Consider the following 24,497-nt stretch of genomic DNA (forward strand, 5'->3'; position numbering starts at 1 on the left):
TTAGTTTAATTTTTGGAAAAAATACAGTTGGTAATCCGGTAGTAATTCCGGATGTACAATACGGATCATGTCTTTTAAAACCAGATCCGGACGGGTTGGTGCCAGTTCAAAGTACATAAAACCTCCTTTCGGACCTCTTTTTAAAGCAAAGGAATAAACTTGTTTGTTTTTTAATGCTTTGAATTGTGCATAATGCGGATTGGCATCCAATAATTCTTTAATCGATGAATAATCGCCCGGCGCAATCCAGAAATCGGCATTCTGTGCCTTGTCAAAAACGGCTTCAAACGAAACGGAAGCACTTCCGGTTCCTTTGGAATCTTTCCATAAATAATTGGCATTGGCATCTTTTAGGAAAACGGCCGCCCAACTGTCGCCTTGCGGTAAATACCAGGTATCCTGATACATTGCACCGCTAAATACGGTGGGTTGTTTGGTGGCGTTTTTGGCAATGGCCTGTGCTTCGGTATAGTCTTTTTTGATGTTGTTAAACAGGGTTTCGGCTTCTTTGTTTTTTCCGAATAAAGCACCGATTAGCTTGATCCATTCGGCTTTTCCTAATGGAGTTTGTTCGGTCCAGTCGCCGTTATACACGACTTTTAAACCGGCTTTCTCCAATGCGGAATAGGTTTTGTTATTACTGTCGATACTAAATCCAACGACAACACCCGGATCGAGGTCGATCATCACTTCGGTATTGAGGCTTTCGTTTTTACCGACTTCTTTTACTTTTTTTGTATCGATACGCGCCCGGGTTTTTTCGGAAGAAATATAATCCGTATTCGGGAAACCAACCAGTTTGTCTTCCACGCCTAATAATTCCAATGCCGGAATATGAGTGGTTGAGGTTACCACAACCGATTGTACCGGTACTGATATAGTGGTGTATTTTAGAAGACTGTCCGGAATAATTCCGCCTTTTTCCTGTAAAATATAGGTAAAGCCTTCTTTTGCATCCGGCCACGGATTAGTCACTTTTACCACGCTGTATCCATCGTAATGTTGAAGAGAAAGTCCTTTGGCATATTGAATGCTATTGGTTCCGGTAACAACCGCTTTTTCGGAAGTTTGTGTGTCTTTTTTACAACTGGTAGCGGTTAGTAATCCCAGAGAAAGCAAAGCTAAAAGCGCTGTTTTTTTCATAATGATGACGGTTGCGGTTTCTGCAAAAATAAATTTATTTTCGATGTATTTTTGTGAGATGTGCAAAAAAAAGGTTTAAGGATTAGATAATTTCAATCTTACGACTATCTTTGCAATGTATTATGGTTATACTTAAGCCTTTCGCTGAGTATATTAAAAGGGAATCAAGTGCCGTCCGATATAATGGATACAATCTTGAGCTGTACCCGCAACTGTGAGCTTTGTTCTTCCGAAAAAACGGAGAATGCCTGTTGTTATGCTTCGACCACTGTAACGTATCGTTATGGGAAGGTGAACCACAGGACGCAAGCCAGGAGACCTGCCATAGTAAATAATAATTAAAAGCTTTCGGGAAAAAAGGCTTGTTAAGACTATGAGATTAAAACTACTTTTCGTATTGCTGTTTTTGAGCCAGTTGCTATTGGCTCAGAACGATACTATTAACCTGAACGAAGTGATCGTGTCGGACGTTCAGCTACGCGATAATACCGTGTCGCAAACGGTTTTAAAACTAAACGATTCGATTATACAGCAAAATCAACCGGCTTTAACGTCTCTTTTAAATTATAATTCCGTGATCTATTTTAAGGAAAACGGATACGGAATGGTGTCGTCGGCTTCTTTTAGAGGGACTACAGCGCAACAAACGGCCGTGTTGTGGAATGGGATCAATATCAATTCCCAGCTATTGGGTCAAACGGATTTTAATACGGTTACTACGCGCGATTTTAATTCCATTTCGGTAAAATCGGGTGGTGGAAGTGTGGTCTACGGAAGTGGTGCCATCGGAGGAACGGTTCACTTAAATACCGACTTCCGGTTCCGCGAAGCATTCCAGAATGAATTGTATCTGGGTTATGGTAGTTTTAATACGATCAATACACAGTATCGTCTGAATGCCGGAACTAAAAAGTGGAATACGCAGATCAGTTTTAGCCGGAACAGTTCGGATAACGATTATCCTTTTGTCGGATCGGACGAAAAAAATACCAATGGGGAATACTATAATGCGACGGTCAATGCCAATATCGGTTATAAGATCAACGATAAAAACATCCTGAAATTATACAGTCAGTTTTACGAAGACGAACGGCATTTTTCGATTACTTCCGAAAATGCGATCCGAACCAAATACCGAAATGCAAACAGTCGGAATTTATTAGTATGGACCAATAGCGCAGGGCAATTCACGTCGAATGTCAAAGCGGCTTTTCTAAAAGAACGCTATCAATATTACGACAATATTCAAAGTGATAACTTTTCGTTTGGGGAAGTGCAGACCTTCATCGCTAAATACGATGTGGTATATGCCATCACCGAAAACATAAAACTGAACGCCATTATCGATTATACGATCAACGATGGAGAAGGTGAAGGTATTGGTGAAGCCAAACGCAAAATAGGTTCCGGAGTAATACTGTTTAAACATAAGGTATCCGATGCGTTTACCTACGAAGTAAGCGGACGAAAAGAAATCACTGATGCCTATCAAAGTCCGTTTTTGTTTTCGGCCGGAGCGACCTATGCCATTACCAACTGGTATAAAGTAAAACTAAACGGTTCCCATAATTTCCGTATTCCGACCTTTAATGACCTCTATTGGAAGCCGGGCGGAAACCTGAATCTTCGACCGGAAAGTGCCTATCAGGCCGACTTCGGACAGGAGTTTACCTTTGGCGGATTACAATTGACAGCCACAGCCTATTATATGAAAATAAAAGACATGTTGCGTTGGCTTCCTACGAGTGAAGGCTATTGGGCTCCGGTAAACACCGACAAAGTACAATCCTACGGAGCAGAAGTTTTATTGGATTACACTCATAAACTCGGATTGCACGAATTGGGCTTAAAAGGAACCTATGCCTATACGGTGTCGGAAGATGAAAACACCAACAAGCAGCTTATTTATGTGCCTTATCACAAATTGACCGGAGCGGTATCGTATGCCTTTAAAAATTTTGGAGCCTATTACCAGACCTTATATAATGGTGAAGTATTTACCTTATCGGACAACAATCCAAAATATATGGTAAAAGACTATCTGGTGTCCAATTTTGGGATTGATTACCGTATCGGAAAGAAAAACACCTATCGCCTTGGCGCGCAGGTTCGAAACCTTACCAACGAAAAATATGAAAGTGTTGCCGGTCGCTTAATGCCAGGCAGAAATTATAACGTAACCCTAACTTTAATTTTTTAAAACAAATGAAAATCAACAAATTACTTGGTTTAGGCCTTTTAACAGCGGTGTTTTTTGCCTCTTGTACCGATGAGGAAATCGTTTACAAAGAAGCACCGGCAGCGGTAGCAAAAGGAGCCTATGAAAAAGGTGTTTTGGTAGTGAACGAAGGAAATTTCGGTTCCCCGAATGCAGAGGTAAGCTATATCTCATCTGAATTCCCGACCTTATTCCAGAATAATATTTTCAATACGGTTAACCCAACAAAAGTTTTGGGAAATACAGCACAAAGTATTGGATTTAACGGTGACCTGGCGTATATCGTTTTAAACGGAAGCAACAAAATTGAGGTGGTAAACCGTTATACTTTCGAAAGTGTGGCAACCATCCAAACCGGATTACAAAACCCAAGATATATCGCTTTTGCCAATGGTAAAGGATATGTAACCAACTGGGGTGATGCAGGTGTGGCTACCGATGACTATGTAGCGATTGTAAATCTTACAACCAATCAGATTGCAGGAAATATCGCTGTAGCTGAAGGGCCGGAGCAAATCGTAGCTTATAATAACAATTTATATGTAGCACATAAAGGAGGTTATGGTTTTAATGACAAAATTTCGTTGATCAATAGTTCTGATGTAGTACAGACTACGATTACGGTTGGTGATGTGCCATCAGTTATCGAAATCAACAATAACGAATTATATGTACTATGTTCTGGAAAACCGGCTTGGTCGGGTACTGAAACATCTGCAAAACTGGTAAAAGTAGACTTAGCAAGCAATGCAATAGCGCAGTCTTTCACTTTTGCTGCGGGTGAGCATCCGGCGCTTATGGATATCGATGCTGGTAGCATTTACTTTATGAAAGGTAAAGGCGTGTATAAAAAAGACCTGGGAGCAGCGGCTTTACCAACTGCTCCAATTTTTACGGCAACAGCAACTACCGTGTATGGTTTTGCCGCACAAAATAGTAAATTCTATGTAGGTGACGCAATCGATTATGTAGCAAACGGAAAAGTAACCGTTTACGATGTTGCCGGCACACTACAGAAAACCTATACCGTTGGGGTAATGCCAAACGGTTTCTATTTCAATAATTAATAGCGATTCGTATGAAATGGAATAGCATAAAATGGAGTAACATACTAACACTGCTCCTTTTATATTTCGCTTTTGCTTCTTGTAGTAAAAGTGAAGATGTCGTAATAGAAACACCTTTAGAAGCCTATGATAATGGTGTTTTTATGTTGAACGAAGGAAATTTTATGACACCGAATGCTTCGGTATCGTTCCTGTCGAATAACTTCCAGGACTTTCAGGCGAGTATTTTTCCGGCGGTTAATCCGGGTAAGATCCTTGGTGATGTAGCACAAAGCATGACGCTTTATGGCGATAAGGCTTTTATTTTGATCAATAATTCTAATAAAATTGAAATAGTCAACCGTCATACGTTCGCTTCTTTGGGGGCGATTACCGACGGATTGAGTCAGCCGCGATATGCAGCTGCATTAAATGGTAAACTATATGTGACCAATGCTGTTTCGAAAAATGTAACGGTATACGATACGGAAACCTTTGTAAAATTAGCTACGATTCCGGTAAATAAAACCATCGAAAAAGTAGTGGCTGTTAACGGAAAAGTATACCTTCAGAATGCGGCCTACGGAAGCGGAAACGAAATCACGGTGATTGATGCCGCAACGAATACCATTAGCACCACGTTAACAGTAGTTGATGGTCTGAATGCTATCGAGGCCAAAGGAACACAGTTATATGCATTATGCGGGAATACCACCGAAACCAAACTATATGCAATTAATACAGCGAATAATCAGATTGTCGGAACGACTACGTTTCCGGTTTCTCTGGCAAATGCCCGTAATATGGATATCGATGGGGAAGTGGTTTATTTTACCAAAGGTAATGGGGTATACCGTGTAGGATTGAATGAAACAACGGTAAGTGAAACACCAATTTTTACCGTAGCAGATAACGACTTTTCGACATTCTATGGGTTTGCAGCAATTAACGGACGAATTTATGTTTCGGACGCCAAAGGGTTTGTAGCCAGAAGTCAGGTTACCGTTTTTAGTACTACTGGTGCGGTATTAGTACAAAAGGAGACAGGAATAGGAACAAATGGTTTCTATCTCAATAATTAAAACTGAAATTATAAAAGTAGGCTACCCTTTATAGGTAGCTTATTTTTTATAAAAGTCGGCTACCGATTTACTTAAAAAAATACTACAATATGAAAAGAATACTACTCATCGCCTCATTGGGGCTAACAACAATTATAAATGCACAATCCTATGCGCCGCCAGCTGGGCAGGAAGGATCTACGGCAATTGCAGCCAGTAGTTCTCAGTTTGTGGCATGGGCAACTGGAGCGACAGTGGTTCAGGGGCCGCAAAATATTACGAATCCGAACGGGCCATTTGCAAATGTTGGTTCTGCAGAAGCGGCTACCGGTGCTCCAGATGGAAGTGGAATTGTAAGTTTGGGCGATGGCGGTAATGCAATATTAACATTTGCTCAGCCAATTGCCAACGGAGCAGGATTTGATTTCGCTGTTTTTGAAAACAGTTTTTCCGATACTTTTTTAGAGTTGGCTTTTGTGGAAGTGAGTTCAGATGGGGTTAATTTCTTCCGTTTCCCGGCGCATAGTGAAACACAAACGGCTACTCAGGTTGACGGATTCGGAAATATCGACTGCCGTTTTATCAATAACCTGGCAGGAAAATACAGAGCTAACTTCGGTACGCCGTTCGATTTGTCGGATATCCCGGATAATCCGTTGTTGAATAAAGACCGAATTACACATGTGAAAGTAATCGATGTGATTGGAACAATCGATCCGCAATATGCAAGTCGCGACAGTTTTGGAAATATAGTGAACGATCCGTATCCAACACCGTTTGGTTCCGGTGGTTTCGATCTGGATGCAGTTGGAGTGATCAATCAGGCCACATTGGGCGCAAAAGATTTTAACCCGGAGTTGTTTTCCGTGTATCCGAATCCGACCAGCGGCTTCGTAAACATTCGTTCTGAAAAAGAAACAACAATTGTAATTTACGATCTATACGGACGTATGGTAAAACAACTACAAAAAGGAGATCATAAACAAATTTCTGTATCCGATTTAACTCCGGGGACGTATATGATCACTTTAGAAGCCGAAGCACGGAAAGAAGTTAAAAAGCTGATTGTACGATAATAATACTACTTTTTTGAGAACAAAAGCAGGCAGAAATATTCGATTTCTGCCTGCTTTTTTTATTATTTTTAATAAATTTTAAAAACGGTTGTAACAAAACAAATCCGTGTTCGTCTTCATTATATAAACCAAAACTAACCAACCCTAAATTATGAATCAACAGGAGTTCATCAGAGTAATTTCTCCTTTTAAAGACAAACTGTTCCGGATGGCAAAACGTTTGCTTGTGAGTACTGAAGAAGCGGAAGATGCGACTCAGGAAGTTTTGGTGAAATTATGGAAAAATAACCACGTACTGTCGAATTATAATAGTGTAGAAGCGTTTGCAATGACGATGACTAAAAATTATTGTCTGGATCAGTTAAAATCGAAAAGAGCATCCAATTTGCAAATTGTTCACAATAACTATTCCGATGGTACGGCAAGTGCTCAAAGACAACTGGAAGATAAAGATAGCTGGAATTGGGTCGAAAAAATAATGGAAGACCTCCCGGAACAACAACGGTTAATTCTCCAGTTACGGGATGTGGAAGAATATGAATTCTCGGAAATCGCTAAAATTATGGACATGAACGAAACAGCAGTTCGGGTAGCGTTATCGAGAGCAAGAAAAATAATAAGAGAACAATTGGTTAAAAAACACAATTATGGAATTCAATTCAATGGATAGGTTAATCGAAAAATACTTTTCAGGTGAAACCAGTATTGCCGAAGAAAAAGAGTTGAAAAACTACTTTATGCAGCCCGATGTGGCGCCACATCACGAGCAGTATCGCGCAATGTTGGGCTATTTCGCCCAGGCAAAAGACGAACAGTTTACAAAAACAGTTCCACTAAAACCCAGAAAACGTAACTATGTAGCGTGGATTTCTGTAGCTGCGAGCGTCGCGCTTTTGTTTGGACTTTTCACCTTCCTGAACCAAAAACCTCAGGAACAGGACCTCGGATCATTCGAAAACCCGGAAGTCGCTTATAAGGAAACGCAAAAAGCACTCGAAATGGTGTCGCAAAATGTTAATCTCGGCGTAAAAGGTATGGGGTACATGAAAGAATACGAAAAAACCACCAAAACAATTTTTAAATAAAAACCAACAAGTAACAAAAAACAGTATGAAAACAATAGTTAAAAAAATAGTAGTAGCGATCGCTTTAATAATCATGCCAAGTATGGTATTGGCACAATCGCCTTTTGAAAAATTTGCCGATCAGGACGATGTCACGTCTGTAGTGGTAAATAAGAAAATGTTTGAAATGATGAGTAAAGTAAAAATGGATGCCTCCGACAAGCAAACGCAGGTGTACATTAACTTACTAAAAAAACTGGATAACCTGAAAGTGTATACAACGACTAGTGCGAAACCCGCTTCAGAAATGAAAAGCAGTGTGACGGCCTATTTAAAAGCGAATCCGTTGGAAGAACTGATGCGGGTTAATGATAACGGTAAAAACGTAAAAATCTACGTAAAATCAGGAGCAACCAGCAGTCAGATTAAAGAGCTCTTAATGTATATCGAAGGCGGAAGCGGAAAAGGTAATGAAACCGTATTGATGTCGTTAACCGGTAATTTCGATTTAGATGAAATTTCAGCCTTAACCGAGAAAATGAAACTTCCGGGCGGTGAAACTTTAAAGAAAGCATCACAGAAATAATATAAATCAGAATTCCTGTTCATCTTTGGTGAACAGGTTTTTTTAACATTAATACGGATATTATGAAAAGAATAGGCACCTTATTGGTCGTACTTTCATTAGCACTGACCGGTTGTGAAACCAAACCGAGTTTACAGAAATATTTTGTAGAAAATTCGGATAATAAAGAATTTTTAGCGGTCGATATTTCTCCGAGCATTATCAATGTGGATAAAGTAGCTCTTTCGACGGAAGAGAAAAAAGCCCTGGAATCCTTTAAAAAAATGAATGTACTGGCTTTTAAAGCCGATGGTAAAAACCAGCAGGAATTTGATGTGGAACGCAGTAAAGTAAAAGAAATTTTAAAAGATCCGACGTATCAGGAATTGGTAAAAGCCGGAAATGGAAAAGATGGTGCTGCGATTTACTTTGTGGGCGATACCGACCATATCAGTGAGTTTGTATTGTACGGATGTAAGAGCGAAAACGGATTTGCCGTAGCGCGAATTATTGGTGACAATATGAATCCAAACGATGTAATGGCCTTATTCGGATTGATGAAAAAAGGAAACATCGATATGGAGCAGTTAAAACCATTACAACAATTAATGGGGAAACCCTAAAAATAAAAAAAGCCCGTCAGGGCTTTTTTTATTTCTTTTTAAAATTTCGGCCATACCAGATTAAAAAGCCGGTTACCGGAAGCATACCACAAATAAAACAGACGATAAACGCCAGTATTTTTCCGGGAATTCCCAGAATTGCCCCTACGTGAATATCATAGTTGGCGGTGATCAGTTTCTCTCCAAAATTTTTAGCACTGTGATCCCGTTGTAATAATAGTTTACCGGTATACTGATCAACTTGTAAATTGTGATGGATATAATACGCACCGTCTATTTGTTGTATATATACGTTGATCACATCAGTTGCGCCGGCTGGTTTCCCATAATTATAGGCACTTGCCGATGGGTATTTTTCCCGACAAATTACCAGTGTTTTATCCAATGCCGAAATTGTTCCCGGTTTTGTTACGATCGATTTTTCGGTTTTAACATCCGGTGGCGTGGTCGTTCCCGAACCGGCAACATAAACGATCGCCTGAAACCAGGTAAAAGCCCATACCATTCCGGTAAACGCAATGATAATCGCGATCGAAGCAATATAAAAACCCAGAATATTGTGCAGATCGTAATTTTTACGTTTCCATTGTGTGGTGGCTTTCCACTGAAACCAAACCCGCTGTTTGCGAGCAGCTTTGTTTTTGGGCCACCATAAAATGATACCGGTAATCAGCATAATTACAAAAGTAAAAGTACCCCAGCCGATGATGGGTTGTCCGATTTCTGTTTCCAACAGCAAGCTCCAGTGTAGCATTTTTACAATATTGAAAAAATCGGTGGTTTCATCATAAACACCCAAAACCTTCCCGGTATACGGATTCACATAAACCGTCTGGTAATATTCGATATTCCCAAAATGAAAAATAGAATCAGGCTTGTCTTTTCGTTTATAACTGCGAAAGGTCCAGGCTTTATCCGGATCGTTATAGATAACAATGGAGGCATTTTTAATACGTTCTCCAATTTGCTGTTGGGTCGTTTCCCATAACTGACTAACCGGAAGTGTCTTTTCGGCTTTTTCGGTTACATATAGTACATCTTTCCGAAGCCAATTGGAAATTTCTTCGTTAAATACAAAAATGCAGCCGGTTACGGAAAGAAAAAGTACAATGATGCCAGAAGCCAGTCCCAGCCACAAATGCATTTTTCCAATCCAATATTTAAAGTCTCTTTTCTTCTTTTTAGCCATCCTGAAAAACGTTTTTTAGCAATTAGTTTGGTAAGGTATAAACAGCACTATGCCAGATAAACTGATAGTCTTTGCCATCATAATTTCCGGGTGTTTCTTCTTTTTGAGTAGCTTCCACCACATATTGCGTTTTAAACGGCGTTTTAAACGTTAGCGTTCCGTTTTTGTCGGTTTTTATTTTTCGGGACCATTGATCCGGGATAAATAAATCGATTTCTTTTTCGGAAAACGGTTCGTTTTTATAGGTGATTTTTAGCGTTACTTCACCTGCTTTTTTAGAAATGTCGGCTATCGATAAACCCGATGGATTTTGAGAAACACTATCCGCTAAACCATTTCCAACGGTTGTTTTGGCTGTAGCATGATAATGGGTTTTAAAAATTCCGAAATTGTATTTGGTAAAATCAATAACCTCGATTTTATCATTATCCAGAATAAAAGTATAGGTTCCGTTGGTTTTCGGTGTAAAGGAAGCCTTGTAGAAAAGATCCGACGGTGTTACATCCAGTTTTGTTTTTTCACCGTTTGGCGCGATTGCCCAAAGTGTGAAACGTTTCATCTTATTAAAAGTATCACTGCCTACTTTTTCGCGAACATCATGTCCGTATTCGCCAAAATAAACCCGAACTTCCTGTGGCGTATTGATTTTTCCTTTTGAGGTGGTTTCGATCCACATAAAATGGGCAAAGCTTTTGGTAGCACCCAGAATAAAAAGTGTAAAAATTAAAATCAGATTTCTCATAACATACGAGTTTAACGGTTAAAATAGAAAGGAGCCAACTCAAAGGAGTAGCTCTTTTTGTGGGAAACCTGCCAAATCAGAAATCTGGCAGGTTATAGGATATGGCATTTTAAAAATACCCTGTATAACAAACTAAAATCAATTAGAATTTATAGGTTAATCCAGCCGTAATCGAACGCAATGTTTGCGGACTAACGGTTGACCATCCCGAATAATATTTTTCATTCGAAATATTATTCATTTTCAAAATGATATTGAATCGATCGGCAGTATAGGATAAAGCCGTATTAATTACCGTATAGCTTGGAAGGACAAAAGTCCCGATATTCGAACGGTTTAATGTTTTTTGATCACTGGCATAATTTCCACCAAAACCAAAACCAAATCCTTTAATGCTACCTTCGGTAAACGTATAATTAGCCCAAAGATTTACCAGTGTTTCCGGACCGGCACTTTCCGGGCGCAATCCTAAATATCCTGATGTTTCAAGGTCTTTGGTTACTTCGGCATTGTTGGTGCTAAAACCGGCAATAATGTTTAATCCTTCAACCGGATTGGCTACTACGCTCACTTCAAGACCTTTACTTTTGATTTCGCCTCCTTGTGTATAGGTTGCAGGACCATTACCCACATTCATTACGATATTACTTACCGTAATGTTGTAATAACTCACGGTAGCACTTAGTTTATTGTTAAAAAAGCTGGATTTAACACCAAACTCATATTGGTTTGCTTTTTCAGGATCGAAAGTACGGTAGCCTTCGCGCTCGTTGGTTACCGAGTTAGTGATAGCTTGCGGTAATACGTTTTTAAATCCGTTCATATAATTGGCAAAAACGGATAATTTGTCCTGAATCGGTTGGTATACTAAACCGAATTTCGGTGAAAAAGCGGTTTGTCCTTTCTTTTCGTCTCCTACTTCTCCTATAAAATGATCCACACGTAAACTTCCCATCGCCGATAATGCAGGTGTAATATTGATGACATCCGAAATATAAGCGGCATACGTTTCAGTTTCGGCATTCGATCGTGTAAAGTCGGTAGTTGCCAAAGCGGTATCGGCAGCCAATTGGGTTAGGTTTCCGGTATCCTGGCTATTGGATAAGGTTACCACACCCAAAGCGGCCCATCCGGCACCGTTGTCTTTTTGAATACCATTATAATAATCCAAACCTACGACCATACGGTTGCGTAAACCGGCAATTTTAAAATCACCGATAAAGTTTTGCTGGATATCGGTGCTATTGGTTTGTGCATTGGCTTTGGTAATATAGCGGGTAAACGAATCGTCTGTTCCACTGCTATATAAATAAGAATAATAACCGTCCGATTTGGCTGTACTTCTGGAAATAGCCGTTTGTGAAGTCCACGAATCCGATAGTTTGTATAGCATTTGCGCCTGTAAACTAAAGGTCGGATTGCTAATGGATAGTGCGTTTGACGTAAATGAATTTTTATAATTTTTGTCAAACAGTTTAATATCGGTAAACGGAAGAGGGGAGTTTCTATTTAAGAACAACATCGGTGCATAGGATCCTTCCGAATTTAAAAATTCTGTATTGATCATAAATGTTAAGCGATCGGATGCTTTATAGGTTAACGACGGAGCGATAAAAAAGGATTTGCTATAACCGGCATCCTGAAAAGAATCTCCATTTTGATAGGCGGCATTAACACGTAAAAAGGTATCATTGTTTTTGCCCAGTGGGGTGTTTATATCAGCGGTTACACGGTTAAGTCCGTATGTTCCGGCCTGGTACGACAATTCGCCACCAAAGGTTTCGTATGGTTTTTTGGTTACGACATTAATCAAACCACCATAGGAAATCAGGCTGCTTCCGTATAACGTTCCGGAAGGTCCTTTGATCACTTCAATACTTTCGATATTGGAAAAATCAATTTTACCATTGTTGATATACGGTAAACCGTTTAACATGGTGGGTTGTACCGAAAAACCACGCATAGAAAAATATTCGGCTCCATCACCGCCACGACCGGTCGATTCCCATAAACGGGTGATCCCGGTGGCATTTTTTAGCGCTTCGTTAAAGTTGGTCACAACCTGTTCTTTTAATAATTCTGCCGGAACGGATACATAAACCTGTGGGTTTTCAATATCCTTTAACGGCATTTTCGATACGGTTGTACTGCTTCGTTTCGTGAATTTGTTTGTTTTTTTCTCGTTGATCACAACATCGTCCAATTCGTTTACAACTTCTTTTAGAATGATGTTGGGTAGTGTGCTTTGTGCTGCGTTTAGGGTAATCTTGGTTTCGGTTCTTTTATAGCCTACCATGGTTACGCGTAGGGTGTAGGTGCCGTAATTCAGATTGGAAATGGTGTACTGACCTTCGTAATTGGTCGACGTTCCGATCGAGGTTTTCAGTACGCTTATACTGGCATTTGGGAGTGCTACTCCGGATTCATTTTGAACAACCCCTTTTATAGTTCCTTTGTTTTGAGCAAATGTTACCAGAGAAAATAGACTCCATAATAACACTAGGATTTGTCTGTTCATTCTATCTTTTTATTTAGATTGATTAAATTTTAATGCAAAATTAAAAGGCAAGCTTGGAATAGACAAATTAATTTAGAATAAATAAAGTATATTGTATAAGTTGTTGTTTGTGAGTTGTTTATTGTTTTTGTTGCCTGCATTTTTGTGAAAAATTATAAGATTTTTTTTCTAAAAATTGTAATACGGTTTTTTAAAGCTGTGACAATTATTTTCTTTTTTGTCGAGTTATGTTACTTTGTTGTGTTTTAAATAGTAGGAAAAAACTTTAATAATGGTTTCTTTTTGCGGGTAATCAGGTTTATGTCACTTATTAGTGATATAATTTTAAGATTTAAATTTTGATTGGAGTGCTAAAAAAAAACGTCATCTTAAACGATAATTTCCTTATTTTTTAGGGAGTTTATTTTATTTTCGGATATAAATCGGGATCGTAATAAATTAAATGGTAATTCCTAAAAAAAAACTACATTTGTAAAAAATAAATACTTGATAACTCAAATATATTTCAATGATAAATAAAGATTTGAATTTCTTACTTAACATGGCTAAAGTGCAATCGATCGTATCCCGAAAATTCGATTCGCTGAGTGTTCATGGTATCGGATTTAGCGATTTTATGATACTCTATGTACTGTATAATGCGCCCGGACAAAGGATGCGCCGAATTGATCTGGCCGAAAGAATCGGATTAACAGCTTCCGGTGTAACCCGCTTGCTGGCTCCGCTGGAGAAAATCGGACTGGTGGCACGGGAAGTCAACGAACGGGATGCGCGGGTGAGTTATGTCGTGATTACTGAAAATGGTGAAAAGCTATTCGAAGAAGCAAAAGTAACCGCCGAACAAATTGCCAATACTTTACTACCCGCTAAAAAAGGGAAATCCATACAGTTGATGGCGGAGTTGCTGGCCGAACTGGGAGGGAATCTGTAATCGGGTTTTAGCTAAAAAAATAGAATAAAAGAAAAGTTTATACTAAGATGAATACAATTTCAATACATAATGTCGAATTGTGCTACACCGTTTTAGGCGAAAATAATCCGGAAAGTATCGTGTTGATTCCCGGTCTGGGTAGCCAGTTAATTCGTTGGGACGAGGCTTTTTGCCAGTTATTGATTCAAAAGGGGTTTCAGGTAATCCGTTTGGATAACCGGGATTCGGGCGCTTCCGTTTATAAACCCGATTCTAAAAATGATTATGAAGGTGATCTTGAAAAAGCGTTTGAAAAAGTGAAAAGGGTTGGCCCTCCGTATTCGTTAAACGATATGGCAGCCGATGTGATTGCCTTATTGGATCATCTGAAAATCGATAAGACACATATTGTTGGGCGTTCGATGGGCGGCATTATCGGGCAATTGCTAGGCGCCAATTATCCGGAAAGAGTACGGTCGTTAACCATCATTATGGCAACATCTTTAAATCCGAATTTGCCACCGGTCGCACCGGATGTTATGGCTATGATGACAAAACCGGTGGTCGATGCATCCATAGATCACGAGGCCTATATTACGCACGCACTGACTTTTGCAAAGCGTATTGCAGGAACTGCTTTTCCATTGGATGAAGAACAGGAACGCAAGATGATTGAAGCCGAATTAAAACGCTCCCAACCCGGGAATAGTGTTTTAAGACAATTGCTGGCCATGGGATCCTGGAGCTATCAGGAAGCAATTTTAAACAAAATAATGGTACCCACACAAATTATTCACGGTACGGAAGATCCGATTTTTCATCCGGAATGTGCCAAGGATTTAGCCCGTTCTATTCCGGATGCCAAACTTCAGTTGATAAATGGAATGGGACATGCTATTCCACCGGAATGTTATACTGGTGTGACTGAGTTAATTGTCGCAAATACCAAGCGCCAAAAGAAATAGTTGTCTAAAAACGGCCGCAGACCATCTGTGTCTGTAAAAATAAGTTTTTCTGTATCTGTAACTATTGGTAGTGCCGATATAGCTTTGTGGTATAAATCAAATGTTATGAATCGTATCGTTACCGATAAAGCAACGTGGAGTATAACGGAAGTATATGCCACGGATATAAGACAATTAAAAGATTCCTTTAATGAATGGAATGGCCGACCAAAGGATATGTCGGTTGGGACGTCGTTCGGAATTCCGTTTTTGCAACTGAAAAATAATACCAGGCCTATTGCTTTTGCCAGTCTGATCGTAAATGAAAATGGAGCGATAGGATATAAAATAGATCAGAAGTCTTCCGGAAATCCGGAAATACAAACGGAATGGGAAAAGCAGGTTGCTATGGAATTTTTGGAAAAAAAAGCCGCTTTTAAAGATGTCGGTTCCTTACAATCGGGGATTTTATGTCTTTTAAATTGGTTGGATTATAGCTGCAATTAAAGCGTTTAACAATACATTTGTGAAAAGTAGTCCGATGAAAACAGAAGCGTTATACCAGAAAATAGCGAGAACCATAGCCGAACAGATTCAAAGTGAAACCTTACAACAAGGTGATAAATTACCGTCGATCCGAAGTGCTCAGAAACTGTATAATGTGAGTATTAATACAGTTAAACTGGCCTATCTGGAGTTGGAAAGTCATTCATTGATTGAACCAAGACCCAAATCGGGCTACTTTGTAAGTCAGACGTCGCAGCGAAAACTGGCATTACCGAGTGTTACCCGAATTAAAGCTACGGAAAAGAAAGAAACCGCTCAGGATTTAGTCGACAAAGTTTTCGGAACGATAGCCAATGAAGACGTAACACAGTTTGCTCTGGGTATTCCGGGAAAAAATTTCCTTCCGTTGGCAAAACTAAATAAGGCAATTATCAAAGCAGTAAAAGACCGGGACGATAGCGCGACATCCTACGAACCCGTTCAGGGAAGTGAACATTTGCGTCGGGAAATTGCAAAATGGGCCTTGGTCTTGGAAGGTAAAATTACCGAAGAGGATCTGGTGATTACTTCCGGTGCGATCAACGCGATTTATAACGGACTGATGGCGGTTACCAAACCAGGCGATGCCGTGGCGATCGAAACGCCGGCCTATTTTGGAGTGCTTCGGGCGATTCAACTGTTAGGATTACGCGCTATTGAAGTACCCACACATCCGGTTTTGGGTGTCGATCTCGACGCGTTAAAAGAAATCCTGCCACAGGTAGCTGCCTGTTGTTTTGTGACGAATTTTAATAATCCGATGGGATTTCAGATGCCCGATGAAAATAAAAAAGAACTGGTTCGATTGATCACTCATTATAATGTGCCACTGATTGAGGACGATATCTATGGTAACCTCTTTTTCGGAGCCGAACGTCCCAAGCCTTGTAAATACTACGATGAAGCCGGATTGGTAATGTGGTGTGGCTCGGTTTCCAAGTCGATGGCACCGGGTTATCGGGTTGGATGGGTAGCACCGGGACAGTTTAAAGATAAAATTATCCGCCAGAAAATAGGACAAACGGTTTGTTCACCATCCTTATTTCCGGATGTTATTGCACACTTTCTGGAACACGGAAGATATGATCATCATTTACGAACCTTCCGACAAAAATTGTATGCCAATTATTTACAGATTCAGCGTGCGGTTGAAACGTATTTTCCGGATAATACCAAAATTTCGCAGCCTAAAGGTGGTTTTATGCTTTGGTTGGAACTGGATAAGCGGATTTGTACGGAAGATTTGTACGAACAGGCTTTAAAGCAAAAAATGAATTTTGCACCGGGAAGAATGTTTTCGCAATACAATCAATATAACAATTGTATGCGCCTCAATTATGCGATGGAATGGACCGATCGCGTCGAAAACGATTTAAAGAAACTGGGGACTATGGTTAAAAACAGTATTTAACGATCGTATGCTATTGCCGTAGAATTTTTTCCATTGCTTTTCCTTTGGCCAGTTCGTCAATTAGCTTGTCGAGATAACGAATTTTTTGCATCAGCGGATCTTCCATAGTTTCGACCCGGTAACCACAGATTATACCGGTAATTTTAGAAGCATTCGGATTGAATTGCGGTGCCTGTGCAAAGAAGGTTTCAAAATCGGTTTTGTTGTCGAGAAGCTGTTGTAAACTTTGCGGATCATATCCGGTAAGCCAGAATATAATTGTATCGACTTCGTCTTTTGTACGCCCTTTTTTTTCCGCTTTCTGAATATAATGCGGATAAACACTCGCAAATGCCATTTTGTATACTCTTGAGTTGTCCATTTGAGTAGTTTTTTTATTGCGTTTGTAAATATCGGACTTTCTCGAAACAGTTCTTTAAAAAAGCTTTCGAAACCTTTATATAATTTTTGTGATAAAGTAAGATTGTTTTTTTCATCTTCCGAATTGTTAAAGCGACCAAAGAGGTCACTGTCAAATTTTAAAACAATTAAGATTACATTGACAGGTATGATAATGCCTGGTTTCTCTAAGAGAGTTAAAAATTAAACGTTGTTTGTCAACTCTAATGTTATAGTATTTTGTTAAATTAAAAGTACAAAGGAATACATATCCGGCAATTAAGGGTAAGATGATTAAATCAAGACGAGGCATTAATCCGAATGTGAAAAATATTTTTTATTGGCGCTTTTATAAATTTTTACAGCTTTATCCAATTTGTTCAATAACGCTAAAGCTTCTTTGTCATCATTAAATAAATCTTCACTTTTCATATAAAAGGCACCGGAAGAAGTAACATTGACTTTTTCAATATCCGAATTTTTTTTTCGTTTCATCCATTCTGATACGATATTTTTGAAAATGCTCATATGCCTTGAATTTTAATTTACGTAATAAGGAATTAAATAGTTTTGAGCAACAATTTTTCAATAGATTCATTTATTAAATACAGAACAAACCGGCTAAAGTCCAAATTTGTCCTGCTTTTACTTTTTTAAAGAAATTAATGATCACTAAACATTTCCAACATAATCGTTAAGGCATTATCAGAATGCATCCGTTCGCCATTTTCAAGGGATTCCTGAGCGGCTTTGGCGGCTCTTTTCCGCATATTGGTTTCATAGGCGGTTATCGCTTCCTGTATGCTGTCGTATTTATTTGAAGTCAGGCATTCGCTTAATTCCAGCGCATCAAGCATCGCCATATTAGCACCTTCACCGGCAAATGGCGGCATGACATGAGCGGCATCGCCGAGAAGCGTCAGATTGGATTGCGCTTCCCAGGTCTGATCCAAAGGCATACAATAAATAGGACGCGGGATAACCGTAGCAGGACTTTCAAACAGTTCGTTCCATTTGGAGTCCCATCCAACATATTCCGTTTGAAACCATTCCTGTAATTGTGCCGTATCGAAATAATCCAAACCATTGGTGGTCGCCCAGTTTTCCGGAACTTTAAGACTGGCGTAAAAGGTTAATTCACCATTGCCTTTCATCCCCATAAGCAGGCATTTTTCTTTTCCAAAAGCCATGATTTTGCCATCATTTAATAAGGTATGTATAGTCGGAACCGCTTTTTCGGCATTTGGAATCGTAAACTCCACCATGGTAATACCGGAGTAAAAAGCCTTGATATCCGTAAGGTACGGACGTATTTTCGAATTGGCACCATCACCGGCAACAACAAGATCGGCATAGGCAGTCGCACTATTGTTAAAATACAATAACCAGCCTTCGTGTTGTTTTTCCATTCGGATAAAATGACGATCCCAGATCACGGTTCCCGGTTGTAAAGAATCCAAAAGCATGTTGCGCAGCGGACCGCGGTCGATCTCCGGTCGGAAATGGGCATGACCAAAGTTTTCTTCCGGTTTGGCATCGTGATCACTATAGACGATTTCAGCCTTTTCGTTCAGGATCAGCTTTTTGTCGGCTCCGGGACGGAAATTTTGCTTAAAAGCCTCGAATAAACCGGCTTGGTATATGGCCGCAAGACCCGATCCTTCGTGTAAATCTAAAGGAGAACCCTGTAAACGGGCTTCCTGATTATAATCGCGTTCGTATACGGTTACGCTTGCGCCCTGAAGTTGTAATAGTCGCGCTAAGGTTAGCCCTCCGGGACCACCACCTATGATGGCGATTTGTTTATCTTTTAGTTTCATATCCTACATTTAATGTGGATACAAAGCTATCGCTGTTTTAAAACGGATACTAGTATAAATCGGTCGTTTTGGTTTTTGAACAGTTCGCCCGGAACAACACCCGAAAATTTTTTGATTTCCTTTATAAAATGATTCTGATCGGTAAAGTTTAATTCCGGAAATAATTTACCCTGAGCGATATGTTCCAGAGAAGCCCGGAAGCGTAAAATAGTACAAAAGGCTTTTAACGAAAGTCCGAATTGCCGATTAAAATAACGGTTAATCTGTCGACTGTTCCATGTAATTTTTTCCGAAAGTTCCGCGACGCTCATTTCGCCTTTGGATGTATAGATAAGCTCAAAAAGCTGGTGTTTCCGGGCATCTGTTTTTTGGGGTAAACGCTCGGTTATTTTCTGAGTAGCTTTTATATAAAAACTCTCAAAATCGAGCAAGTCAACGGTACCAAAATCCCAAAAATCATCCGGAAGACTTGTAGCGGTGTTCAGTAATGACGCGATAGATTGCTGTAGGATATATTCAACGCCCAAGGGTTTAAAGCTAATTACAAAAGTACGCATTTGTGGCGAAACGCTCCTTTGTTCAGGATAGGTCTCCAGTCCGAGAAGTAAGGTGCGAAAAGGTGCGGTTCCCGTTTGCGAAAAAAACAGATCAACCCGGCCATCGGGCATGACAACGACTTCTTTTTCCTGATCGGATGGATTGAAAAACATCCCGATGCTTTCGATATAATCGGCGAGTGCAGGCTCCGGTTCTCGGAATTGGTACTGGAAATCCTTGTCCATGGCTTTTGTTCGGTGTTAGGATACAGGTTTAAAAGTAGCAAATTATCAATTATAATAAATCGCCCGAATAAAGTTTTAATCAAATGAAAATACGGCAATGATAAAAAAATGACCATGAAAGGTTCTGTCTTGTACCAGGAGTAAGCTCGTTATTTTTAGTAGTATGGTCTATTTTTATAATAGTATAAAGGAAGGAAATGAAATTTGAAAAACTAAATAGGGTTGTACTTAGTGATTTGGAAATGAAAAGTATAGAAGGAGGACGAATACCTTGGCGTAAATTGTATAAATGGGCCCAAAGAGCCGGTGTTTTTATTGCGCTTGCAGATGCTGCAGATCGGTTCGTTGAAGGTTGGAATGCAGTTGAATGTGATTGTAAATGACACTATCCCAAAAAGAGCGCTATTTATTGCGATTTTTTGCATTCATATTTCCTTTATTGTAGCTATAGAATTGGCTATACGTTATTTTAATATTGATGGTGTCCATTCAGATCGTCTTATGACCTATTTGGAGTCGCCATTGGAATTACTGTTTGTAGTAACTGTTTTGGCTCCCATAGTAGAGGAAATTGCTTTTCGATATGCGTTAGTAAAAAGTAACTACTCTTATTTAGGACTCCTATTTGGAGTTGTTTTTGCTTTTGTCGCGAATTTTAATTCGTATTTATTCGTTTTGATGATGCTGTTAAACGTTTTGGCTTTTATTGTATTTCGTTTTTCAAATAAGAAAATACTCCCTAAAATTTTTCTTGTAAGCTATGTTTTAATTTTTGCAATTTCACATAGTTCTAATTATACTGTAGCCTCACTCCAGGAACTTCCGGTATATGCATTGGTAATTCAGTTTTTTCCTCAAATGGTACTGGGAATGGTATTAACCTATATTAGGTTGTCTTCAAAAATGTTTTTAAATGTAATTATGTATCATGCATTATATAATCTGGTTTTTGTTGGGTTAGCACTAATGCAGCTTTAAAAAATAGAAATGGAAAATTTTAAGGAGTTGTCAATAGAGGAGTTAAAAACAATAAGAGGAGGGGATTGGATTCGGGATTTTGGAAGCAGTTGTCATAAGTTATGGTATATATGTAAAGATGTTTTGGACTATTTAAATGAAGTTGGTAAGGGAGGAAAAATGCATTCTGCAGGGTAAAGTGAACGGGATGTAATAGAATACCTTGTTTAAAAGTAGTAAGGTGTTTTTTTGTTGCAGGATTTGAGGAAGGTTTTGATATTAGGGGAATTAGTAGCATTGTGGGACGCAAGGTTTTTTTAGGGTACTTAAAAACGATTTAATAGCTATAGTGTAATGTTTTTTTTAAAATAGTGATTAAAAATTAACAAAAAATTAAAATAATAATATAAAGTGTATTTTTATAAGAAAATTTAACATTTTTATGAGATTTTATTTTGTAGTAAAATTTTGGCATGAATTTTATTACTATACTTTTGGCACACTTTTACAAACAACAATGAATAGGTTTATCCCTTTACTTTTATTTTTCTCCGGATGCGTTTTTTCGCAATCGGATTCACTATCCATACTTAACAAACGCTTTGAAAATAGAAAAACGCAAACCTATACCATCGATGCGAATACCGAGAGAATTTACTATCAGCCCAAATGGCACGAACCGATAACCAATTTGTGGCACGATTTTAAAGATACCAATCGCGATTTTATTGCCGATGATCATGCCTGGTATTTGGGAGGCGCTTTGGCTGCTACGGCAGTAATGATTCCATTGGATCAGAATATTATTGATGAATCCAGAAGATGGGCCGATAAAATAGGATTATCGCCCGATAATAAATACGGGAACTTAGGACCGCTGAGTAATATTCCCCAGAATACCGGTGCAGCTTTTTATCTGGTGGGTAACGGAACTACGGTATTGTTATTGTCGGCCGGTTTTATGACGCATGCCCTTTTTACAAACGATTACCGTGCTTATGCCACTGCTTCGGGGATGCTCGAGAGTATGGCACTATCAGGATTTTATATCCAGGTGCTTAAACGAACTACCGGAAGAGAAAGCCCTTTTATCGCTCGTGAAAACGGTAATCCGGGTGGCGATTGGAATCCGTTTCCTTCTTTTGCAGCTTATGGCGAAAATACGCCTACTTACGACGCTTTTCCGTCCGGCCACCTGGCCACTATTATGTCGGCTTTTACGGTGATTACCACAAATTATCCCGAGGTGAAATGGCTAAAACCGGTTGGTTATTCGGCGATCGGACTGTTGAGTTTCCAAATGGTTCAAAGTGAAGTACACTGGATATCCGACTATCCTTTAGCCTTGCTAATCGGGTATTTCAGTGGTAAAAATATTGCCCGAAACCGTTTTGTCGATCGCAAGAAAAATGGTCAGGTAAGCCTCCAAAAAAAATATGATCTCCGGATTACCGGAAACTACCACCGCTATGGCTTTCAAACCTTAGGCCTTAAAATGACATTCTAATGAGAAAAATTTACCATTTACTGTACTGTATCATAGCGGTATTATGCCTTCCTGTTTCAGGCTTTGCAGAAACAGTATCCGATACTTTGGTACAATCCAATATGCTGATACCATCGGATACCTTGCTAAAAAAGGATTGTTTTTCGTACAAACAACTCATTATTCCATCAGCGTTGATTATTGGCGGTACCTTGCTTCGACATTCCGGAATTAATAACGATGTAAAGGAGTTTAGAGATCGGAATTTCGGATCGTTTCAAACTTCATTCGACGATTATTTTCAGTACAGTTCGGTGGCGCTCACATTTGGGGGCAATTATATCGGGTTCAAATCGGAGCATAGCAATGCCCGTATGCTCTCCAATTTGTTGGTGTCAAAATTGCTGCTAACGGCTATTGCTTTGCCGTTAAAAAATAATATAGGCGATTTAAGACCTGATAATTCCGCTTGTAATGCGTTCCCGTCCGGACATACCGCAGCTGCTTTTACCTGTGCAACCTTACATTTTTTAGAATACAGAAATAGTAATATCTGGTTTGCCAGTGCCGGTTTTTTGGTGGCAACTACTACCGGAACGCTACGTATACTCAACGACCGCCATTGGTTGAGCGATATAACGGCAGGTGCCGGATTAGGCATGGCTACAGCGGTTATTACTTATTATTTTAATCCGTTGACGTTTGAATTTAAAAAAGAAAACCGACTGTGTTTTAGTCCGACGTATATCGATAGTAAAGCCGGATTGGCATTGAACTACAGTTTTAAATAAATTTCTCAACACAATTCCAATTAAAAAAACTACTGCCCGGAAATAAAACCGGATTTATTGCAAATACTCTTGTTTCGTGAAATTTTAGTCAGGATTTGTGCTATTTTAATACCTCCTCTTTGCCGTACATTTGCTATGTCGACAATAGATTTATTTTACTACTGCTTGGTTTATAGGTAGTTATGTTGTTGTTTTTTGTGCTCATTTTTATTTTGGCTTCTACCATCAGTTGAAAATTCCTTTTTCAACACTGTACAGCTGTTTGTAGCTTTTTAGTTTCGTATTTACTATTCGGATTTTCGGATCAAAAAAGAAGTTGCTTTTGTGAACGGTATTCCAGAATCACTACAGTTTTGGATCGTAGTATTGCTGCTGTAACGAATACACCTCAAATTTCAAACGCTTTTTATAATGCGCATACAAACAACCATAACAAAAACACTTTTCCTGTTTTTTGCATTCAATATGGGATCGCTTCATACGATCCAGGCTCAATTAAGTCCACCGGGATTGGGAAAAACAAAAAGGGCTTTCTGGTCGGCGGTTGGTATAAAGCGCAAGCTGGATTCCGTCGGAAAAAAAGAAACAATGACTTATTTCGGGCTGGGACGAAAGAGCGATCCGGATCATTCCGGATTACTCGAAAACCAGGCGATCTTGGTTTTGAACCACGAAGTATACCGCAATTTTGCTCCGAATCAGCAGTATAGTTATGCGATGAGTTATCGCCGACAGGATAATTACGAAACGAAAGCACCTTATCGTTTTGAAGACGTCGAACAGGAATTCCGAATATACGGACGTTATGCTTATACGTTACATTTGAGTGATCAGTGGCAATGGAAAAACACCGCCCGTCTGGAATTCCGGAAGTTTTATACGGCTGATTTTAGTAAGGCCGATGAAAACTTTCAGTTCCGAACCCGACTCAAAACGCAGTTAACTTATACTTTGTCTACCAAAACAAAGCAGGCGCTGACTTTAAGTGCCGAAGGTCTTTTTGCAATAAGCCGCTATAATGATGGCGATAAAAACGGCTCGAAGTTGGCGTATAAAGAAGCACGATTGGGCTTGTATTATTGGTTTCAGATTCCCAAAACACCGCTTGCGATGGATATCGGTTATGTGAATAACCTGATTAATGGATATCGTGACGCAAAATCCGGTGTGCATTATCTGGCGGTTGATCTGATCTGGACGATTCCGTACCGGCGTTAGTCTTCCATA

General features: G+C 39.4%; 25 protein-coding genes and 1 riboswitch. Of the genes, 17 read left to right on the top strand and 8 right to left on the bottom strand.

Annotated elements, in window-relative coordinates; all coding sequences use genetic code 11:
* On the bottom strand, positions 1–1,143 hold the full coding sequence (locus ABFU83_RS02555; protein ID WP_347068679.1) for an ABC transporter substrate-binding protein: 1,143 nt from the start codon (positions 1,141–1,143) through the stop codon (positions 1–3).
* Positions 1,144–1,249: 106 nt separating this feature from the next.
* Positions 1,250–1,485, top strand: a riboswitch (cobalamin riboswitch).
* Between the two features lie 31 nt (positions 1,486–1,516).
* On the opposite strand from ABFU83_RS02555, the gene ABFU83_RS02560 reads away from it, so the two are divergent.
* The 8 genes from ABFU83_RS02560 (at position 1,517) to ABFU83_RS02595 (ending at position 8,796) form a co-directional block, all read left to right on the top strand.
* The gene (locus ABFU83_RS02560) at positions 1,517–3,343 is read left to right on the top strand and encodes a TonB-dependent receptor (protein WP_347068681.1); all 1,827 of its coding nucleotides are present in this window, start codon (positions 1,517–1,519) and stop codon (positions 3,341–3,343) included.
* A gap of 5 nt (positions 3,344–3,348) precedes the next feature.
* Positions 3,349–4,428, top strand: coding sequence for a DUF5074 domain-containing protein (locus ABFU83_RS02565; protein ID WP_347068683.1), 1,080 nt, complete (start codon positions 3,349–3,351; stop codon positions 4,426–4,428).
* Positions 4,429–4,439: 11 nt separating this feature from the next.
* Positions 4,440–5,489 (top strand): DUF5074 domain-containing protein, encoded by a 1,050-nt coding sequence (locus tag ABFU83_RS02570; protein WP_347068685.1) that lies wholly within the window; start codon positions 4,440–4,442, stop codon positions 5,487–5,489.
* Positions 5,490–5,578: 89 nt separating this feature from the next.
* Complete coding sequence (locus ABFU83_RS02575) at positions 5,579–6,544, top strand: T9SS type A sorting domain-containing protein (RefSeq protein WP_347068687.1); 966 nt, start codon at positions 5,579–5,581, stop codon at positions 6,542–6,544.
* Positions 6,545–6,695: 151 nt separating this feature from the next.
* On the top strand, positions 6,696–7,214 hold the full coding sequence (locus tag ABFU83_RS02580; RefSeq protein WP_347068689.1) for an RNA polymerase sigma factor: 519 nt from the start codon (positions 6,696–6,698) through the stop codon (positions 7,212–7,214).
* A complete protein-coding gene (locus ABFU83_RS02585; protein WP_347068691.1) occupies positions 7,192–7,629 on the top strand; it encodes a hypothetical protein in 438 nt (145 codons plus the stop codon). Before ABFU83_RS02580 ends, ABFU83_RS02585 begins: the two co-directional genes overlap by 23 nt.
* Positions 7,630–7,654: 25 nt before the next feature.
* Positions 7,655–8,194 (top strand): DUF4252 domain-containing protein, encoded by a 540-nt coding sequence (locus tag ABFU83_RS02590; protein WP_347068693.1) that lies wholly within the window; start codon positions 7,655–7,657, stop codon positions 8,192–8,194.
* A 62-nt stretch (positions 8,195–8,256) separates the two neighbouring features.
* Positions 8,257–8,796 (top strand): DUF4252 domain-containing protein, encoded by a 540-nt coding sequence (locus tag ABFU83_RS02595; protein WP_347068695.1) that lies wholly within the window; start codon positions 8,257–8,259, stop codon positions 8,794–8,796.
* A gap of 28 nt (positions 8,797–8,824) precedes the next feature.
* Here ABFU83_RS02595 and ABFU83_RS02600 read toward each other — a convergent pair whose 3' ends face one another.
* From ABFU83_RS02600 to ABFU83_RS02610, 3 genes are all read right to left on the bottom strand, one after another.
* A complete protein-coding gene (locus ABFU83_RS02600) occupies positions 8,825–9,985 on the bottom strand; it encodes a PepSY-associated TM helix domain-containing protein (RefSeq protein ID WP_347068697.1) in 1,161 nt (386 codons plus the stop codon).
* A 22-nt stretch (positions 9,986–10,007) separates the two neighbouring features.
* Positions 10,008–10,727 carry a DUF4198 domain-containing protein gene (locus ABFU83_RS02605; RefSeq protein WP_347068698.1) on the bottom strand — a complete coding sequence of 240 codons (720 nt, stop codon included), beginning with the start codon at positions 10,725–10,727 and terminating at the stop codon, positions 10,008–10,010.
* Between the two features lie 142 nt (positions 10,728–10,869).
* Positions 10,870–13,245 (bottom strand): TonB-dependent receptor, encoded by a 2,376-nt coding sequence (locus tag ABFU83_RS02610; RefSeq protein WP_347068699.1) that lies wholly within the window; start codon positions 13,243–13,245, stop codon positions 10,870–10,872.
* A 508-nt stretch (positions 13,246–13,753) separates the two neighbouring features.
* On the opposite strand from ABFU83_RS02610, the gene ABFU83_RS02615 reads away from it, so the two are divergent.
* The 4 genes from ABFU83_RS02615 to ABFU83_RS02630 all read left to right on the top strand — a co-directional run bounded on the left by ABFU83_RS02615 (position 13,754) and on the right by ABFU83_RS02630 (position 17,056).
* Entirely contained in the window at positions 13,754–14,176 is a 423-nt protein-coding gene (locus ABFU83_RS02615) for a MarR family transcriptional regulator (protein WP_347068701.1), read from the top strand.
* 47 nt (positions 14,177–14,223) lie between these two features.
* A complete protein-coding gene (locus ABFU83_RS02620) occupies positions 14,224–15,120 on the top strand; it encodes an alpha/beta hydrolase (RefSeq protein ID WP_347068703.1) in 897 nt (298 codons plus the stop codon).
* Between the two features lie 105 nt (positions 15,121–15,225).
* On the top strand, positions 15,226–15,606 hold the full coding sequence (locus ABFU83_RS02625; RefSeq protein ID WP_347068705.1) for a hypothetical protein: 381 nt from the start codon (positions 15,226–15,228) through the stop codon (positions 15,604–15,606).
* A gap of 34 nt (positions 15,607–15,640) precedes the next feature.
* On the top strand, positions 15,641–17,056 hold the full coding sequence (locus ABFU83_RS02630) for a PLP-dependent aminotransferase family protein (RefSeq protein ID WP_347068707.1): 1,416 nt from the start codon (positions 15,641–15,643) through the stop codon (positions 17,054–17,056).
* A 10-nt stretch (positions 17,057–17,066) separates the two neighbouring features.
* Here the strand turns inward: ABFU83_RS02630 and ABFU83_RS02635 are convergent, their stop codons facing one another.
* The 4 genes from ABFU83_RS02635 to ABFU83_RS02650 form a co-directional block, all read right to left on the bottom strand.
* Positions 17,067–17,417, bottom strand: coding sequence for a DUF2200 domain-containing protein (locus ABFU83_RS02635; RefSeq protein ID WP_347068708.1), 351 nt, complete (start codon positions 17,415–17,417; stop codon positions 17,067–17,069).
* 329 nt (positions 17,418–17,746) lie between these two features.
* Complete coding sequence (locus ABFU83_RS02640) at positions 17,747–17,962, bottom strand: hypothetical protein (protein WP_347068710.1); 216 nt, start codon at positions 17,960–17,962, stop codon at positions 17,747–17,749.
* 134 nt (positions 17,963–18,096) lie between these two features.
* Positions 18,097–19,254, bottom strand: coding sequence for an NAD(P)/FAD-dependent oxidoreductase (locus tag ABFU83_RS02645; protein ID WP_347068712.1), 1,158 nt, complete (start codon positions 19,252–19,254; stop codon positions 18,097–18,099).
* 26 nt (positions 19,255–19,280) lie between these two features.
* Positions 19,281–20,036 carry a helix-turn-helix domain-containing protein gene (locus ABFU83_RS02650; RefSeq protein WP_347068714.1) on the bottom strand — a complete coding sequence of 252 codons (756 nt, stop codon included), beginning with the start codon at positions 20,034–20,036 and terminating at the stop codon, positions 19,281–19,283.
* A gap of 327 nt (positions 20,037–20,363) precedes the next feature.
* Here ABFU83_RS02650 and ABFU83_RS02655 point away from each other — a divergent pair, with 327 nt between their 5' ends.
* From ABFU83_RS02655 to ABFU83_RS02675, 5 genes are all read left to right on the top strand, one after another.
* Positions 20,364–21,014: a hypothetical protein gene (locus tag ABFU83_RS02655; protein WP_347068716.1), complete on the top strand. Its 651-nt coding sequence runs from the start codon at positions 20,364–20,366 to the stop codon at positions 21,012–21,014.
* Between the two features lie 9 nt (positions 21,015–21,023).
* Entirely contained in the window at positions 21,024–21,191 is a 168-nt protein-coding gene (locus tag ABFU83_RS02660; RefSeq protein ID WP_347068718.1) for a bacteriocin, read from the top strand.
* A 319-nt stretch (positions 21,192–21,510) separates the two neighbouring features.
* On the top strand, positions 21,511–22,500 hold the full coding sequence (locus ABFU83_RS02665) for a phosphatase PAP2 family protein (protein WP_347068720.1): 990 nt from the start codon (positions 21,511–21,513) through the stop codon (positions 22,498–22,500).
* Positions 22,500–23,270, top strand: a complete 771-nt coding sequence (locus tag ABFU83_RS02670; protein WP_347068722.1) for a phosphatase PAP2 family protein — start codon at positions 22,500–22,502, stop codon at positions 23,268–23,270. Before ABFU83_RS02665 ends, ABFU83_RS02670 begins: the two co-directional genes overlap by 1 nt.
* A 411-nt stretch (positions 23,271–23,681) precedes the next feature.
* A complete protein-coding gene (locus tag ABFU83_RS02675) occupies positions 23,682–24,488 on the top strand; it encodes a DUF2490 domain-containing protein (protein ID WP_347068724.1) in 807 nt (268 codons plus the stop codon).
* Positions 24,489–24,497: the final 9 nt, after the last annotated feature.

Origin of the sequence: Flavobacterium sp. WV_118_3 (assembly GCF_039778605.1) — a bacterium.
GTDB lineage: Bacteria > Bacteroidota > Bacteroidia > Flavobacteriales > Flavobacteriaceae > Flavobacterium.

Bases quoted from the DNA above. Each gene is read 5' to 3' on its own strand.
- ABFU83_RS02575 (WP_347068687.1), top strand. From the start codon at position 5,579: ATGAAAAGAATACTACTCATCGCCTCATTGGGGCTAACAACAATTATA.
- ABFU83_RS02625 (WP_347068705.1), top strand. From the start codon at position 15,226: ATGAATCGTATCGTTACCGATAAAGCAACGTGGAGTATAACGGAAGTA.
- ABFU83_RS02665 (WP_347068720.1), top strand. From the start codon at position 21,511: ATGAATAGGTTTATCCCTTTACTTTTATTTTTCTCCGGATGCGTTTTT.
- ABFU83_RS02600 (WP_347068697.1), bottom strand. From the start codon at position 9,985: ATGGCTAAAAAGAAGAAAAGAGACTTTAAATATTGGATTGGAAAAATG.
- ABFU83_RS02560 (WP_347068681.1), top strand. From the start codon at position 1,517: ATGAGATTAAAACTACTTTTCGTATTGCTGTTTTTGAGCCAGTTGCTA.
- ABFU83_RS02660 (WP_347068718.1), top strand. From the start codon at position 21,024: ATGGAAAATTTTAAGGAGTTGTCAATAGAGGAGTTAAAAACAATAAGA.
- ABFU83_RS02635 (WP_347068708.1), bottom strand. From the start codon at position 17,417: ATGGACAACTCAAGAGTATACAAAATGGCATTTGCGAGTGTTTATCCG.
- ABFU83_RS02565 (WP_347068683.1), top strand. From the start codon at position 3,349: ATGAAAATCAACAAATTACTTGGTTTAGGCCTTTTAACAGCGGTGTTT.
- ABFU83_RS02655 (WP_347068716.1), top strand. From the start codon at position 20,364: ATGCTGCAGATCGGTTCGTTGAAGGTTGGAATGCAGTTGAATGTGATT.
- ABFU83_RS02580 (WP_347068689.1), top strand. From the start codon at position 6,696: ATGAATCAACAGGAGTTCATCAGAGTAATTTCTCCTTTTAAAGACAAA.
- ABFU83_RS02590 (WP_347068693.1), top strand. From the start codon at position 7,655: ATGAAAACAATAGTTAAAAAAATAGTAGTAGCGATCGCTTTAATAATC.
- ABFU83_RS02675 (WP_347068724.1), top strand. From the start codon at position 23,682: ATGCGCATACAAACAACCATAACAAAAACACTTTTCCTGTTTTTTGCA.
- ABFU83_RS02630 (WP_347068707.1), top strand. From the start codon at position 15,641: ATGAAAACAGAAGCGTTATACCAGAAAATAGCGAGAACCATAGCCGAA.
- ABFU83_RS02555 (WP_347068679.1), bottom strand. From the start codon at position 1,143: ATGAAAAAAACAGCGCTTTTAGCTTTGCTTTCTCTGGGATTACTAACC.
- ABFU83_RS02595 (WP_347068695.1), top strand. From the start codon at position 8,257: ATGAAAAGAATAGGCACCTTATTGGTCGTACTTTCATTAGCACTGACC.
- ABFU83_RS02640 (WP_347068710.1), bottom strand. From the start codon at position 17,962: ATGAGCATTTTCAAAAATATCGTATCAGAATGGATGAAACGAAAAAAA.
- ABFU83_RS02570 (WP_347068685.1), top strand. From the start codon at position 4,440: ATGAAATGGAATAGCATAAAATGGAGTAACATACTAACACTGCTCCTT.
- ABFU83_RS02615 (WP_347068701.1), top strand. From the start codon at position 13,754: ATGATAAATAAAGATTTGAATTTCTTACTTAACATGGCTAAAGTGCAA.
- ABFU83_RS02645 (WP_347068712.1), bottom strand. From the start codon at position 19,254: ATGAAACTAAAAGATAAACAAATCGCCATCATAGGTGGTGGTCCCGGA.
- ABFU83_RS02585 (WP_347068691.1), top strand. From the start codon at position 7,192: ATGGAATTCAATTCAATGGATAGGTTAATCGAAAAATACTTTTCAGGT.
- ABFU83_RS02650 (WP_347068714.1), bottom strand. From the start codon at position 20,036: ATGGACAAGGATTTCCAGTACCAATTCCGAGAACCGGAGCCTGCACTC.
- ABFU83_RS02605 (WP_347068698.1), bottom strand. From the start codon at position 10,727: ATGAGAAATCTGATTTTAATTTTTACACTTTTTATTCTGGGTGCTACC.
- ABFU83_RS02620 (WP_347068703.1), top strand. From the start codon at position 14,224: ATGAATACAATTTCAATACATAATGTCGAATTGTGCTACACCGTTTTA.
- ABFU83_RS02610 (WP_347068699.1), bottom strand. From the start codon at position 13,245: ATGAACAGACAAATCCTAGTGTTATTATGGAGTCTATTTTCTCTGGTA.
- ABFU83_RS02670 (WP_347068722.1), top strand. From the start codon at position 22,500: ATGAGAAAAATTTACCATTTACTGTACTGTATCATAGCGGTATTATGC.